15 protein-coding genes are annotated in these 15,528 nt (G+C 34.4%); all 15 read right to left on the bottom strand.

The genetic code is table 11. The features are described from left to right. Positions 1-6 precede the first annotated feature (6 nt). A complete protein-coding gene (locus B7R65_RS14705) occupies positions 7-384 on the bottom strand; it encodes an FtsB family cell division protein (RefSeq protein WP_088043547.1) in 378 nt (125 codons plus the stop codon). After that, positions 385-996 carry a spore cortex biosynthesis protein YabQ gene (gene yabQ, locus B7R65_RS14700; RefSeq protein WP_088043546.1) on the bottom strand — a complete coding sequence of 204 codons (612 nt, stop codon included), beginning with the start codon at positions 994-996 and terminating at the stop codon, positions 385-387. After that, positions 993-1,298, bottom strand: a complete 306-nt coding sequence (gene yabP / locus B7R65_RS14695) for a sporulation protein YabP (RefSeq protein WP_088043545.1) — start codon at positions 1,296-1,298, stop codon at positions 993-995. The genes yabQ and yabP overlap by 4 nt, the downstream gene beginning before the upstream one ends. Before the next feature lie 80 nt (positions 1,299-1,378). Beyond that, positions 1,379-1,648: an RNA-binding S4 domain-containing protein gene (locus tag B7R65_RS14690; RefSeq protein WP_088043544.1), complete on the bottom strand. Its 270-nt coding sequence runs from the start codon at positions 1,646-1,648 to the stop codon at positions 1,379-1,381. Positions 1,649-1,903: 255 nt separating this feature from the next. Further along, positions 1,904-3,358 carry a bifunctional methyltransferase/pyrophosphohydrolase YabN gene (gene yabN, locus B7R65_RS14685; RefSeq protein ID WP_088043543.1) on the bottom strand — a complete coding sequence of 485 codons (1,455 nt, stop codon included), beginning with the start codon at positions 3,356-3,358 and terminating at the stop codon, positions 1,904-1,906. Positions 3,359-3,377: 19 nt separating this feature from the next. After that, positions 3,378-4,967, bottom strand: a complete 1,590-nt coding sequence (locus B7R65_RS14680) for a putative polysaccharide biosynthesis protein (RefSeq protein WP_088043542.1) — start codon at positions 4,965-4,967, stop codon at positions 3,378-3,380. Positions 4,968-5,288: 321 nt separating this feature from the next. Continuing rightward, the gene (gene spoVT, locus B7R65_RS14675) at positions 5,289-5,825 is read right to left on the bottom strand and encodes a stage V sporulation protein T (protein WP_088043541.1); all 537 of its coding nucleotides are present in this window, start codon (positions 5,823-5,825) and stop codon (positions 5,289-5,291) included. A gap of 555 nt (positions 5,826-6,380) precedes the next feature. Then, entirely contained in the window at positions 6,381-9,911 is a 3,531-nt protein-coding gene (gene mfd / locus B7R65_RS14670) for a transcription-repair coupling factor (RefSeq protein WP_088043540.1), read from the bottom strand. Positions 9,912-10,039: 128 nt separating this feature from the next. After that, on the bottom strand, positions 10,040-10,273 hold the full coding sequence (locus B7R65_RS22010) for an anti-sigma-F factor Fin (RefSeq protein WP_179194886.1): 234 nt from the start codon (positions 10,271-10,273) through the stop codon (positions 10,040-10,042). A gap of 259 nt (positions 10,274-10,532) precedes the next feature. Next, the gene (gene pth, locus B7R65_RS14660) at positions 10,533-11,093 is read right to left on the bottom strand and encodes an aminoacyl-tRNA hydrolase (protein ID WP_088043538.1); all 561 of its coding nucleotides are present in this window, start codon (positions 11,091-11,093) and stop codon (positions 10,533-10,535) included. Positions 11,094-11,227: 134 nt separating this feature from the next. After that, a complete protein-coding gene (locus tag B7R65_RS14655; protein ID WP_088043537.1) occupies positions 11,228-12,181 on the bottom strand; it encodes a ribose-phosphate diphosphokinase in 954 nt (317 codons plus the stop codon). A gap of 38 nt (positions 12,182-12,219) precedes the next feature. Then, complete coding sequence (gene glmU / locus B7R65_RS14650) at positions 12,220-13,578, bottom strand: bifunctional UDP-N-acetylglucosamine diphosphorylase/glucosamine-1-phosphate N-acetyltransferase GlmU (protein WP_088043536.1); 1,359 nt, start codon at positions 13,576-13,578, stop codon at positions 12,220-12,222. A gap of 142 nt (positions 13,579-13,720) precedes the next feature. Then, on the bottom strand, positions 13,721-14,011 hold the full coding sequence (gene spoVG / locus B7R65_RS14645; protein WP_056474486.1) for a septation regulator SpoVG: 291 nt from the start codon (positions 14,009-14,011) through the stop codon (positions 13,721-13,723). A gap of 202 nt (positions 14,012-14,213) precedes the next feature. After that, positions 14,214-14,585 (bottom strand): RidA family protein, encoded by a 372-nt coding sequence (locus B7R65_RS14640; protein WP_088043535.1) that lies wholly within the window; start codon positions 14,583-14,585, stop codon positions 14,214-14,216. 52 nt (positions 14,586-14,637) lie between these two features. Continuing rightward, on the bottom strand, positions 14,638-15,474 hold the full coding sequence (gene purR, locus B7R65_RS14635) for a pur operon repressor (protein WP_088043534.1): 837 nt from the start codon (positions 15,472-15,474) through the stop codon (positions 14,638-14,640). Positions 15,475-15,528: the final 54 nt, after the last annotated feature.

The raw sequence follows: 15,528 nt of genomic DNA, 5'->3' as shown, positions 1-15,528 counted from the left end.
CGATAATTACTTAATATTGGGAAAGATTATTTCTCCTTCTTTTGAAAAAAATAAATTTTTCCGAGCAATTTCAATAATATACTCATCGTTACTTAATTGATCAATTAATTGTTTTGAATCCTTCACTTCACTTTTAGTCTTTTCTAAATCTGTTTTTACTTGTTTTAATTGATTCATTTTTGATGAATAAATATGTTGTTGAGTTTGAAACTGAGATTGTAATAATACAATAAGGGGAACCGCAAAAATGAAGAATAATGAAACACGCATTAAAAACTTTTTAAAACTCCTTTTCTTCGGAGTCACAAATTGTTCCTCAACTAAAACAATATTTTGCTTAGGTTGAACTTGGCTAGTTAAATCTAATTTTCTAGCATGCTCCATCTATTTCTTCCTCCTATCTAAAAGATCTTTTACTTTTTTAATAGTAGTAAGGAAGATATTCTTGAATTTTCCGAAAACTCCTTTATAACGTGCTAAAAAGTTTTTGACTCGTTTTGGCACAAAAAACCAACATACTCTGACGAAAAACAATAAAATTGATAGGACGAAGTTGTAAAGTAAACGGATTAGTCGAATAAGGACACTATAAATAAATAATAGAATTAAAATAATTACGTGTATAAGCCATTTAATCGGTATGATAATAAAGATTTTTATTAACTTCACGGTAATCAAATAAATCCTAATAACTAATTGTATCATAAATTCTAATATTCTTTTATAAATCGATTGGAGCAAACTTTTATACGCAGCATAACCACATAGTAAAGCTAATAATAAATAAAATCTTAATGCGCCTTCATTCACTAAATATAGAACATAGAAAACTAGTAATCCCTGTAGGATCCAAAATAGTATATCTGTGCCAAAAACGATAAATTTATTACTTTTACCTCGATACAAAAAGCGATGGTATGTATCTAGCGCCATACCAAGGTAAGCACCCATACCAACCATCGCAACCATAGAGTAAAACTGAACATTTAAGCTCATTTAAATAGTTTGCTAAAGATTCCTTTAGCTTTCCCCGAATTGTATTCATCAATATAGATTAATTCGTTAATTTTCCCTTTTATGGCTACATTACCTTTTTCAACATCGAGGTTTTTCATTTGCAAATTATGACCTTTAATATGCAAAAATCCTAAAGCCGTTTCTAATAAGAATTCTTCACTATCAAAACTCTCTACTTGTTTTACTCCTGTTATTTCTAGGTATCTTCTACTTTTTAACGCTAAATCCTGTTCTACTATTTGGCTTGAACTCTTCGCATTTAGCTCATATGGATTATTCATATCGTCCCTCCATTTACATAGACTGTAATTTTTAAAATAATACAGTTTTATTTGTACAAGTATATGAAGGGACAAGATTTTTAGAACAAGCTATCTGTTAGTTTTTCTTCGCCAACAATCGTAAACATTGCATCTGCTTCTTCTTTACGAACGGTTTCTTTTAACAAATTCACTTTTGCTGTAACAATTTTTTGTCCAAAGCGAATTTTTAATTCGTCACCTACTTTAACTTCTGTAGATGCTTTCGCAACTGTACCATTAATTGTAATTCTACCTTGATCCGCTACCTCTTTAGCAAGTGTACGACGTTTAATAATTCTCGACACTTTTAAAAATTTATCAAGTCTCATAATAAATACTCCTCGCTTTTTATTTCATTGCTCTATTTAACATGGAGTTTTCTAGATTTCCACTCCAGGATGCTCGCTTTTCGTGGGGCGCTGCTTTAGCCTCCTCGGCGCATACGCGCCTGCGGGGTCTCACCTGTCCCGCAACTCCCACAGTAGTCTCGCACCTTCCGTTCCAATCATCTTCTTTATTAAAGTTTAATTTAACAAAGCCTATATAAAAAACAACAACATTTTAGAAAAGAACCTTCATAAAAATTAGTCGAACTTCTTAGCTTCATTCCATATCTCATCCATTTCCTCGAGAGATACATCTGAAAATGACTTATTCATTTCTCCTAGCCTTGATTCAATAAATTGGAAGCGCTTAGTGAATTTCGAATTTGTTTTTAAAATTGCTTCCTCAGGATTTACATCAATAAATCGTGCTAGATTAACAATACTAAAAAGAACATCACCTAGTTCTGCCTCAATTTTTGATTGATCTTTTAACTCAATAGCTGCAAGAACTTCAGCTATTTCTTCTTTTATTTTATCAACTACTGGTGTTAATTCGGTCCAATCAAATCCTACTTTTGCAGCCCTGCTTTGAAGCTTTTCTGCTTTTAATAATCCAGAAAGTTCTTTCGGGATACCTGAAAGGATTGATTCAACGTCTTTTCCTTTTTCAGCTTCTTTTAGTTGCTGCCAGTTTTGGACAACTTCATCTTCATTTTCAACATGAACGTTTCCAAATACGTGTGGATGACGATAAATCAATTTACTTACTAATCCTTTAATCACATCTTGTATTGAGAAATATCCATCATCTTCACCGATTTGTGCATGAAGCATCACCTGAAGTAATACATCACCAAGTTCTTCGATGATATGTTCATCATCTTCCTCATCAATTGCCTCTAGTAGTTCATATGCTTCTTCTAATAAGTATTTCTTTAACGACTCATGTGTTTGCTTCTGATCCCAAGGACATCCGTCTGGTCCTCTTAAAGTAGCAATAACAGAACGAAGCGTTTCAAATTGATGATATAAATCCTCTTCATGTTTAACAGGTGGTATATATACACTTGTTAGATTATTAATAGACGTATCACGGTCAAGCTCAAATAACGGAACTTTACTAATTATTTCTTCCTTACTACCCGCTGCTGTAACAATATACACTTCGTAATCGTCCGGAAGCTGCTCCATCAATTTTAATTTTGTATGAGAAGCAGTCATTTGATCATAGACTTGGCAAATAATTAGATGTTGTCTATAAGTTATATATTCATTTTCCAAATCAGTTGCATCGATAAATTGAAACCCTTCAATCGGATCAATCTGCAAACTAGTAAACATAGCGTCTAAGAAGCTTTGTCCACCTTTAATGTCTAAATGAATTTCCCCCTCGTTAGCCAGTTCAATTAATAGTTGTACTGTTTTTTCGGCTACTAAAGGATGCCCTGGTACTGCATATGTAATTGATGTGTGTGTTGAGGCTTCAATTAATCGGTCAACGATTTCTGAATATACATCTTCAAAACGATCATGTTTCTCATAAACAGCATCAAAAGATTGGTATGTCAGTCCTTCATTTTGTAATTCTTGTATAACAGGATGGTCTTTTGTTCGTAAAAATAGATTTTCAGTTTTTTGCAATACTTTATAAATTCCAAGTGGAAGCTGCTCAATATCACCTGCACCTAAACCTAAGACTGTAATTGTGTTCATATTTGCTCCTCCTGTTCGTTTAAGAGAGCCATTTTTGTAATTTTTTACTTTTAACTAATGAGCTTAACTCTTCTACCGTAAATAACTTAATTTTTATTAACACAATCGCAAACACAATTGCTCCTACTGTTGCTGACGTTAGCGCTTCGACTAACATTCGTAAACGAAGAGGATTAATAATCATCGCATACTTCTCAAATACAATTTCATATACATAAACACTAGCGTACATAATTGCTAACGCGACGAGAAGTTTTCCAATAAACTTTAAGCCAAAAAAAGTTACTCTAGACAACTTATAAATATAAGCTAAATTCAAGATTGTCACGATAATCAAAGCAAACACAGTTGAATAGGCCGCTCCTTTTGAGCCAATTTGCTCCATTAATATGACATTTCCTATAAATTTTACACACCCACCAATAAATACATTTAGGGCCGGAATTAAACTTTTCCCTAGTCCTTGTGCAATTGATGAGGTTGTAATTGAAATACCAGCAAAAAAGATTGAGATACATAAAATGGAAAGGACATCAGTTCCTAAATCATTTCGATAAAGCATGATGTTCGTCGGATGTATGATGGAAATTAAACCGATTGTTGCCGCAGCTCCTACAACGATACTTACTCTTATTGCCGCAGAAATTCGATTATTTATTGAATTGTGCTCTTTTCTTACTAATTCACTTGAGAGATATGGAATTAATGCTAGTGAGAATGATGAAGCAATGACCGCCCCTAGCTGAATTAAAGGAAATCCACGATCATAGATACCTTTAACTAACTTTGCACCCTCAACATGGTAACCATATTGTACTAGTAATGGATAAAACGAAATCGAATCAATAAATTGAATGAATACAAGTACTAAGCTACTTAAACTAAGTAGAATTCCTTGATATAAAATCGTCTTTAATTCTGAACGGTATGTTTTTACTAAGCTAATTTTAGGAATCGTTAAACCAGATCCTTTAAAAGAGACCCAGTAAAAGAAGTATAAAATTGCTGCGATACTTCCTAAAATAGATCCTGATACAGCCCCTGCACCAACAATATAAAGATTATCTGTTGTTTGCAGTAAATAAATTGATAAAACTAGAATAGTAACTACACGAAATAATTGCTCTATTACTTGGCTTACTGATGTAGGTCCCATATCACCTAATCCCTGATAATACCCGCGAAAAGCTGATGTAATAGGCACAAATAAAAAGCCAACACTTACTACTCTAATAAGCATTGCTAAATGACTATCTCGCATAAAATGCGCAATACTATTACTTCCTATGTATAACGTCATAAAACAAGCAGTACCGATTAATAACAGCATCAAAAATGTAGCATATACCAGCTCCTTGGCACCCTTCTCATCTTTTTTAGCCAAGCGTTCTGCTACGTAAGATGATAGAACTAAAGGAAAACCATAGGTAGAAAAAGCTAATGCAATAGCATAAACCGGATATACCTGCTGATAAATATAGTAACCTAAGTCGCCAGCAATATTTTGATATGGAATTTTATAAAACGCACTTAATACTTTTGATAATAGTGATGCTATAGTGATGAATAAAGCCCCTTGTAGGGCTGCTTTCTGCTTAGCTTTTTGCAAAAGGATTACAACTCCTTTAATAGACGGTTCAACCTTTAATGTATTACATTATTGGGGTTTATGTAAAGAGTTGCCAAAAGAAAAACCATTCCTTAGCCAAGTTTGGTAAAGGAATGGTCCAATTTTTGTACTTTCTAACTATGAACTAGCTCTTTGGTATTACTCCATCTTTAAGTTCGAAATTTCCTTAAGAAAAGAAGATACCATGATATTTAGTCCTGGCGCATAACCTCTCGAGGCATAAGAACACGGAAAGTAAAAAACACTTTCCATGCTATTATTCTTATGCTTGTCAGAGCTAAACAGTCGCCATACTTTTCTTTACTGTTCCATTTGTCTAGCTAAGAAGTTCGTTGCTGTGTCGATGGCTTTTTTCTCAACCTCTGTTATTGTTTTATCTTTGGAGAAGATTACTACAGCCCCAATTGGGTCTCCACTAGCTATAACTGCCCCAACAGCATAGGATTGATATTTTTCAATCACACTTTCGATAAATGATGCCTCTCCAGGCTCACTTACGACTTTCGAGTTGCGCTCAGTCATAGTTTTTTCAATAATATCACCTATATTTTTGTTTAAGTATTCTTTCTTAGAACCTCCTGAAACCGCAACTACTGAATCTCTGTCACTAATTATGACTGTATGACCTAGCGTATCATATAGTGCATCAGCATATTCCTTCGCAAAATCACTTAACTCACTGATAGGTGAATATTTCTTTAGGATAACTTCTCCATCTCGATCAACAAATATTTCTAATGGATCACCTTCACGAATACGCAAAGTTCTCCGAATTTCTTTTGGTATAACCACTCGACCTAAATCGTCAATACGACGAACAATACCTGTTGCTTTCATACTTGTAAAGCGCCTCCTCACTTACTTGCATGTCTACGTTGATGAAAGATACTTGAGTGACAATGAGGTAAGGTCACCCTTAATTAATGATAGTATCCTACACAACTTCCGTTCTATACAAAATAAGTGAGATTTTTTGACACCTTTACTAAAAATATAGTAGTAAAAGCACATTTTGGTAAATTTCTATTAGTGTTATTCCGGCAACTTCTCTTTAGGAGGACATAAGCGAGTCCTAAAAGAAGGGTAAGAAAACCCTTATTCGATACCCTTGTCGGAGCTGAACAAGGCGCATCCACTTTTCGATCTGTCTAGTTCCTGCGCCTAGCTCCTCGAGGTCATAAGCCCAAGTCCGATTAAGGTAAAAGGCAACCTTTATCGGGCTTTGTCTTATGCTTGTCGGAGCTGAACAAGGCGCATCCACTTTTCGATTTGTCTAGTTCCTGCGCCTAGCTCCTCGAGGTCATAAGCCCAAGACCGATTAAGGTAAAAGGCAACCTTTATCGGGCTTTGTCTTATGCTTGTCGGAGCTGAACAAGGCGCATCCACTTTTCTTTAAGCATTTACACTTTCTTTTTTCACATTTTTTAGACCTGTTATTAATCCTTCTAGTGTAGTTAACCAGTCAGCAGGTTTCTTTCCTTTAATATCTAAAGAAATCTTTAATTTTGAACCATCCATACCAAGTCCAATGCCTCTTCCAAATGAGTTACATAATTGGAAAAGTTTAGCACCATCGATATTTGTACTAGCTTGTTCAGAGAAATACACACTAACTTCTGACTTCACTTGTTTAATTAGCTCAATTTTCTCTGCATTTGCTAACAGTTTTATATGTGCGATTTGACATAAATAACCGACTTCTAAAGGAAACTCTCCAAATCGATCCATCAATTCATCTTGTAAATCGTTTAATTCCTCAAATGATTCCAAACGTCTAAATTGCTTATACATCTCAATTTTTTGCTTACTATCCTGGATATACGTATCCGGTAAATACGCATCTACCTCTACGTCGATTTCGATCGTGATTAAATCTTCTTTCTTTATACCTCTACGTTGCTCAATTGCATCTTTTAGCATTTGAGAATATAAATCAAATCCAACAGAATCAATAAATCCATGTTGTTGGGCACCAAGTAGATTTCCAGCACCTCTTATTGATAAGTCTCGCATTGCGATTTTAAATCCAGAGCCAAGCTCAGTAAATTCTTTAATCGCTTGTAGACGTTTTTCTGCAACTTCTGTTAGTACTTTATCTTGTTTATATGTGAAGTACGCATATGCCACGCGATTTGATCTGCCTACTCGTCCTCTTAATTGATAAAGTGTAGATAACCCCATTCGATCTGCATCATACACAATCAGTGTATTTACATTTGGAATATCAACACCTGTTTCAATGATCGTAGTGCTGACAAGGACATCGTATTGTCCATCTAAGAAACCGTACATTACAGATTCTAGTTCACCCTCATTCATACGACCATGTGCAACGGCAACCTTTGCATCAGGAACAAGCATTGAAATTCGTTCAGCCATACGTTCGATATCTTCAACACGGTTATATAAGAAATAAATTTGTCCGTCACGAGATAATTCTCTTTCGATCGCTTCTCTAACTAAAGCAGCATTATACTCCACAACATATGTTTGAACCGGGAAACGGTTTTCAGGGGGTGTCTCAATTACTGATAAATCCCTTACACCAAGCATCGACATATGTAGTGTACGAGGTATTGGAGTAGCAGTTAAAGTTAATACATCTATATTTGCTTTAAGTTGTTTAATTTTTTCTTTATGAGAAACACCAAAACGTTGCTCTTCATCAATGATTAACAAACCTAAATCTTTATAGATAATATCCTTTGATAATAATCGATGCGTACCTACGACTATATCTACCGAACCCTCTTTTAACCCTTTCATCGTTTCTAACTGTTGCTTACGTGAACGGAAACGATTTAATAAACCTATGTTAATTGGGAAATCTTGAAATCTTTCTCGCAATGTTTCAAAATGCTGTTGAGCAAGAATTGTAGTTGGAACTAAAAATGCTACTTGTTTCCCCTCAACTATTGCTTTAAATGCTGCTCGAATAGCCACTTCAGTTTTTCCATATCCAACATCACCACATAATAATCGATCCATTGGGCGTTCCTTCTCCATATCCTTCTTAATTTCATGGATAGAACGAAGCTGATCATCTGTTTCTTGATATGGGAATGATGATTCAAACTCTTGTTGTTCTAAACCGTCAGGAGAAAAAGCATATCCTTTTGAAGCTTCACGCTCTGCATACAATTTAATTAAGTCGTCTGCAATATCTTGGACAGATCCTTCAACTTTTTTCTTAACCTTTTTCCAATCAGTACCACCAAGTTTATAAATTTTCGGTTCTTTCCCTTCAGAACCTACATATTTTTGCACTTGATCAATTTGTTCGATTGGAACAAATAATTTATCTTCTCCGTGGTATCGTATGTGTAAATAATCTTTATGAATTCCATTTATCTCAAGCGTCTCAATGCCAAGGAATTTACCAATACCGTGATTCACGTGTACAACATAATCCCCGACTTTAAGCTCTGAGTAATTTTTAATACGCTCAGCGTTTGATAATTTAGAATTAATTCTCTTTTGTTTCTTCGCTTTTTTAGTAAAAAGCTCTCTCTCAGTTATGAGTACAAATTTTTCCAACGGAAGCTCAAAGCCTGAATTGAGTTCACCTTTCATTATATAAACTTCGCCGCTTTTTATTTGCTCGATGGAAGATACAATCTTACCTTCCATTTTATAATCTGCTAATATATTTTCTATTTTATAAGTTCTCTCGTCACTTTCACCAAGCATAACAATGGTGTATTTATTTTTCTTCCATCGATCAAGTTCATTCTTCAATAAATTCATTTGACCATGAAACTCTTGCATCGACTTACATTGAATCGAAACAACTTGTTCAGGATGCGTATGATGGATTCTACGTGGGAAAAGACTTGTATGAATTTGTTGACGTTTTCTTGATTGAAGTAAATGGAAGAATTCATGCGAAAACGTAACGCCTTGTAATGCATTTCCTTCAGCTAGTAAAGATGTATACCACTCGGCCTCATCTTTTTTCAGCTGTTCAACTACTTCATTAACTCGTGAAATTTCATCAATAACAACAATTGAATCTTGAGAAACATAATCTAGTAAACTAAATTGTTTTTCATAGATTAGACCAAAGTATTTATAGATTTGATCGATTAAGTGCCCTTGTCTAAGTTGCTCAAGGTCATAAGATACTTTTGCCATTAGATTTTCTTTTAGTTGATTATCGCTTGCTTTAGAAAGTGTTGCTTTAAATGCGTCTTCAATTCGTTGAACTCCTAATTGTAAGTCGGTTTTTGATACAATTCTTTCTGTTGCTGGTCCGATTTGTACACGGTCATACTTATTAATCGATCTCTGGTTATCTGGCGAAAAAGAACGGATTGAATCAATTTCTGTATCAAACAATTCAATTCTTATCGGATCTTCGTACGTTAAAGGATATATATCTAGAATCCCGCCTCGCACACTAAATTCACCTTTACTTTCAACCATACCAACTCGCTCATATCCCATTTGAACAAACTGTGAAATCAAATTAGGTAAATCAATTTCTTCACCTAATTCAAAGTGAAGTTGATAACTAGCCCATAGTTCGGGAGAAGGAAGGAATCCTACAACACCGGCTACAGGTGTTACAATAATAGATGCTTTATTTGACATTAAACTATTTAACGCTATTAATCTTTGCGATCTAAGTTCTGGACTTGAAACGGCAATCTCAGACGCAATAAGTTCATTTGCTGGATATAAAAATATCTTATCTTTTCCTACAACCGATTTTAAATCCTCGAATACTTTTTGAGCTTGAAGAAGATTATTTGTTACGATTAACTGCGTTTTTCCAGTCTCTTTAAAAACTGCACCAGCCAACAAAGTTTTTGCAGATCCTGTTAAGTTTGTAACCAATTGTTCTCTTAGTCCATCCTTAATTCCCTTTATTACTTTTTTAATATCTTTATACTGGTTAAATTGTTCGATTAAACCAATCACGAAGCTAATCTCCCCTAACAGTCAATCTAAGTCTATTTCTCAACACATACCCTTAGTTGAAGTTTATATTTGTAATAATTTCGAAATTTAAAACAGAAAAACGCCTTAGGTATCTAACCAAAGGCAATTTAATTTATGAAATTCTTATATTGATGATAATGCGGAAATTCAGTAAGAGCCATTTCGCAATCCTCACACACTATTTGAACAACTTGGTTAGGAGATTGAATAAAATTTACAAAATCACTTAATTCAGCATCAAATGAATGACAATAATAAGACGAAATCTGTAGCAATTGCTGTTTTTCAAATCTACCTATTAATTTTTGACAATACCTACATTGACATTCTAATAATTCCATAATGCCTCCATACAACAAAAAATTCATATATACAGTATGGATTGTACTAACTATACTTATTCAATACGGAGGCTTAAATTCCTGTTTTTTTATTTTTTGGCTTTGTTAAACTATATTGTTGACATACACGAGAGTCGACTCTTTTCTGCGGACAAACAACTAAGTCCTTTCACGTTTATGGTCCAGGGGTCTTTTGCTTCTCATTTTTCCGCAGTATTTCATGGCTTCTCTGTCTAAAAACAATAAAATAGTGCTGAGCTTATTTTTTATTATATTGGTTCATAACTTCTACAAATGGATGTTTTAAAAAGTATTCACATGCATCTGCTGCTTTTTTGACGCTATCTACTACTTCGGCTACTTCCTCTTCATGAAAGTTTGAAAGTACATGATTGACTACACTCATACCATTTGGTCGGTCCACACCAATACGAATACGTTGAAACTCTTGTGTCCCCAAATGTTGTATTAAAGATTTAATCCCATTATGTCCACCTGCACTGCCTTTTGTACGTAAACGTAATTTGCCTGTTGGAATATCCATCTCATCATAAAGTACAATTAAGTCTTCTAATTCCACACCAAAATAGTCCATAAAGGGTCTCACGCATTCTCCAGATAAATTCATATATGTAAGAGGCTTTACTAAAAAAACTTTTTCTCCATTTACTATTCCAGATGAATATACACCATTAAATTTCTGTTGGTTCAATTGCATCCCAAAGCGGTGAGCTAATTCATCAATCGCAATGAATCCTATATTATGTCTTGTTCTCTCATATTCTCTTCCAGGATTTCCTAACCCGACAAACATTTTCATCCATGTGTCCCTCCAGTCGTTTATTTGTCTTATTTACACTTTACTATTCGCTCAGTTATATTACGAAAAGACGTAACCACTTCAGGCTACGTCCTCATTTCGTTAAATTAAAGATATCATACCATATAATTTTATTAATCAAATAAAGTACTTACTGATTGTTCTTCATATACACGAATAATTGCTTCACCAAGTAGGCCTGCAACTGATAATTCTACAAGTTTTTCTGTCTTCTTCTCTTCAGCAAGACAAATTGAATTAGTTACAACTAATTCTTTAATACAAGAGTTTTCAATACGATCAATCGCTGGTCCAGACAAAACAGGATGTGTACAGCAAGCATAAACATCTTTCGCACCGTGCTCAACTAATGCGTTGGCAGCAAGTGTAATTGTTCCTGCTGTATCAATAATGTCATCAATTAAGATGGCAGTTTTACCCTCAATATTACCAATGATATTCATAACTTCCGAAACATTTGGTCTTGGACGACGTTTATCAATGATTGCAATTGGTGCTTTTAGACGATCAGCCATTTTACGAGCTCTTGTTACGCCACCATGATCTGGAGAAACAATTACGATGTCTTCAAGCTGTTTTTTTCTAAAGTAGTCAGAAAGGATAGGTACACCTAATAAATGATCGATTGGAATATCAAAGAATCCTTGAATTTGTGGCGCATGCAAATCAAGAGTAATTACTCGAGTAGAACCTGCTGTTTCAAGTAGGTTTGCAACTAATTTAGAAGTAATCGGCTCACGTGAACGAGCTTTACGATCTTGACGAGCGTAACCATAGTAAGGAATCACTAGATTTATTGTCTTAGCAGATGCACGTTTTAGCGCATCAATCATGATTAATAATTCCATAATACTCTCATTTACAGGGAAGCTAGTCGATTGAATGATAAATACATCACAACCACGAATACTTTCTTCTATATTAATTTGCACTTCTCCGTCGCTAAAACGAGAAACTGAACATTTACCAAGCTCTACGCCAATATGCTTTGCAATTTCTTCTGCTAATTTAGGATTGGAATTAAGAGTAAATACTTTTAAATGCTTGTCTGGATATTGATTAGGCATGTTTCGTGTACCCTCCGCTTTTTTCTTTTTATCTATAATTAATTTTTATAGTAACCTTCTTTGTTCACTTGTCTTGCTCTTGCAATAGCAAGAGAATCTTCTGGAACCTCATCTGTAATCGTTGAACCAGCTGCAATATATGAACCTTTTTTAACTGTAACTGGAGCAATTAAGTTCGAATTACATCCAACAAATACATTATCTTCAATAATTGTTTTAAACTTATTTTTCCCATCATAGTTTACCGTAATCGAACCGCAGCCTATGTTTACACCTTGACCTACTTCAGCATCACCTATATAACTCAAATGCGAAGCCTTACTTCCATTACCAAATGTTACTTTTTTTGTTTCAACGAAGTTTCCAATACGAACTTCATTACCTAATGTCGTTGCAGGACGAATATGAGCAAATGGTCCAACAGTCGTTGAATCGCCAATTTTACTCTCATGTACAACTGATTGTTTTATGCTTGTTTCATTTCCAATTTCACTATCGATGATTTCAGTATTCGGTCCAATTGTACAATCAGATCCAATAATACTATTTCCATAAATCATCGTGCCCGGGTAAAGAATCGTATCTGAGCCAATCACAGTATCAGCAGAAATATAAGTGCTTAATGGATCAATAATTGTTACTCCATTTAGCATATGCTTCTTGTTAATTTCTTTACGCATTAGTGTTTCGGCAAACGATAAGGCATAACGATCGTTAACACCTAACGTTTCATCAAAGTTTGATGTTTTGTATGCGGCTACAGTTTCATCTTTAGCCTTTAGTAGTTCAATAACGTCGGGTAAGTAGTATTCACCTTGTGAGTTATCGTTGTTTACATCATTTAACACTTCAAATAATGCTTTATTATCAAAGCAATATGTGCCTGTGTTTATTTCTTGAATTGTAAGTTCATCAGGCGTTGCATCCTTATGCTCAACAATTCTTTGTACTGATCCATCTATGCTCCTAATTATTCTACCATAACCAGTAGAATCCTCAAGGTGAGCTGTTAAAATGGTAGCTTTTGCCTGCAATCTTTCATGCTCTTCAAAAAGGGCTTGAATTGTTTCAGGTGTTATTAATGGTGTATCTCCACAAATAACTAAAGTAGTACCTTCTTTATCCTTTAAAAGTGGCGCTGCTTGAATTACAGCATGTGCAGTTCCTAATTGCTCTGCTTGAAGAGCGTATTCACTATTTTCACCCAATTGTGTTTTAACTAATTCTGCTCCGTGACCAACAACAGTTACAACAGTATGTACGCCCACTGATTTTACATGATCGACTACATGCTGAACCATTGGTTTCCCACAAACAGGATGAAGTACTTTATATAATTTTGATTTCATTCTAGTGCCCTTACCTGCTGCTAGAACAATCGCATATTTATTTGACATAGTCATCCTCCATCAATCTATCTACCCATACTAGAAAGCTTAAAATGCTAATTTTAACAATTTTTATCAAATTTACATCTTTGTTATTATACCATAAAAAAAGAACCCATTATACATTAACGGGTTCTTTTTGGTCATATTTTTAAGAAGCACCTGCTTCTTCAAAGTCTTCTTCTAACTCACCTACACGGTGATATTCAGCTAATACAGAATCCTGTATTTTGCTACGAGTTGAAGAGTTAATCGGATGAGCGATATCACGGAATTCTCCATCCGGAGTACGTTTGCTTGGCATTGCTACGAATAAACCGTTATTACCATCAATTACACGAATATCATGAACGACAAATTCATGATCTAAAGTGATTGATGCGATTGCTCTCATACGACCTTCCGTGTTTACGCGGCGTAGTCTTACGTCTGTCACTTCCATCTTGTTCACCACCTTTTTCATCTTTAAGCAATACTAGTTAGTTTCAACAATTTTCAAAAATTTCCTTCTTTTTGGAAAATTTTTATGTAATTTATTTAATTTTTAAAAAAATTCATCAAATCAGAGGCCTCAAGTAATTTATCGGAAATATTTATGTAAAATTTAGGAATTTACAAAAAAAAACCTGAAAAATTTTCAGGTTTTAAACAATTGCTATACATTCTATTTCTACAAGTACATCTTTTGGTAGTTTTGCGACCTCTACACAGCTTCTAGCTGGCTTGTGTTCATTGAAAAATTCCTCATAGATTCCATTGAAATTCACGAAGGTTGATAAGTCTTTTAAGAACACAGTTGTTTTTACTACTTTCGTTAAATCAGTACCTGCTTCTTCTAAAACTGCTTTTAAGTTAGCAAATACTTGTTTTGTTTGTTCTTCGATTCCGCCTTCAACAATTGTTCCATCTACACGTAAAGGAATTTGTCCTGAAGTGTATAATAGGCCATTAGCAATAACTGCTTGGGAATATGGACCAATTGCCTTTGGTGCATGATCAGTATGGATTATTTGCATATGTACTCTTCCCCTCTATTATTATGAAATTAGCTTACACATTATTTGTGTGCTATTCCGTTTTAATAAATGATTCTTCTAGGAAATTACCTTTTTCAACTCGAATAAGTTGTTCTCTTTCATTTACCTCTGATAATTTAACAAGCGAGATATAATCTTCTACTAATCGCTCTTCTATATTTACGGCTTCTACTAATACACCAATACCAGCTACGTTTGCTTGGAATTCTTTTAATAAATTCTTCATGCCAGTAATCGTTCCGCCAGCTTTCATAAAGTCATCGATGATTAAAACATTTGAACCGGCCTCAATGCTTCTTTTCGTTAGTGCCATCGTCTGAATTCGTTTTGAAGAACCAGATACATAATTAATACTTACAGTTGAACCTTCTGTTACTTTGTTATCTTGACGAACGATAACAACTGGTACATTTAAATAATTTGCAACTGCGTACGCAAGTGGTATTCCTTTAGTTGCAATTGTCATAACAATATCCACTTTTTTCTTACCAAAAATCGATGCAAACATACGTCCCACACTATTGACATAGTTAGGATTGCTTAGTATGTCTGTCATATATAGATATCCACCAGGCAATACTCTGTCTGGTTTTTGAAGTAAATCGCATAACTCTTCAATTAAATTATTTACTTCTTGAATGCTAATACTAGGAATATATTTAACTCCGCCCGCTGCTCCAGGCACAGTCATCAATGTTCCAATTCCTTGTTGTTCAAACGTCTGCTTAATAATACCTAAATCTTCACTAACTGAAGATTTTGCAGATGCATACAAATCAGCAAAAAAAGTTAATGATACTAACTGTTGCGGATGATGCAACAAATAATGGGTCATACCTACAAGACGAGAGCTTCTTCTAATTTTCATGTGAGCACCTCTAATCACGAATATTTTAACAAAATCTTATAATAATATTCGTTT

Source organism: Bacillus sp. EAC (assembly GCF_002156875.1).
Lineage (GTDB): Bacteria > Bacillota > Bacilli > Bacillales > Bacillaceae_G > Gottfriedia.
The sequence above is the reverse complement of the archived record's forward strand: the minus strand, read 5'-3'. Positions and strand labels throughout refer to the sequence as shown.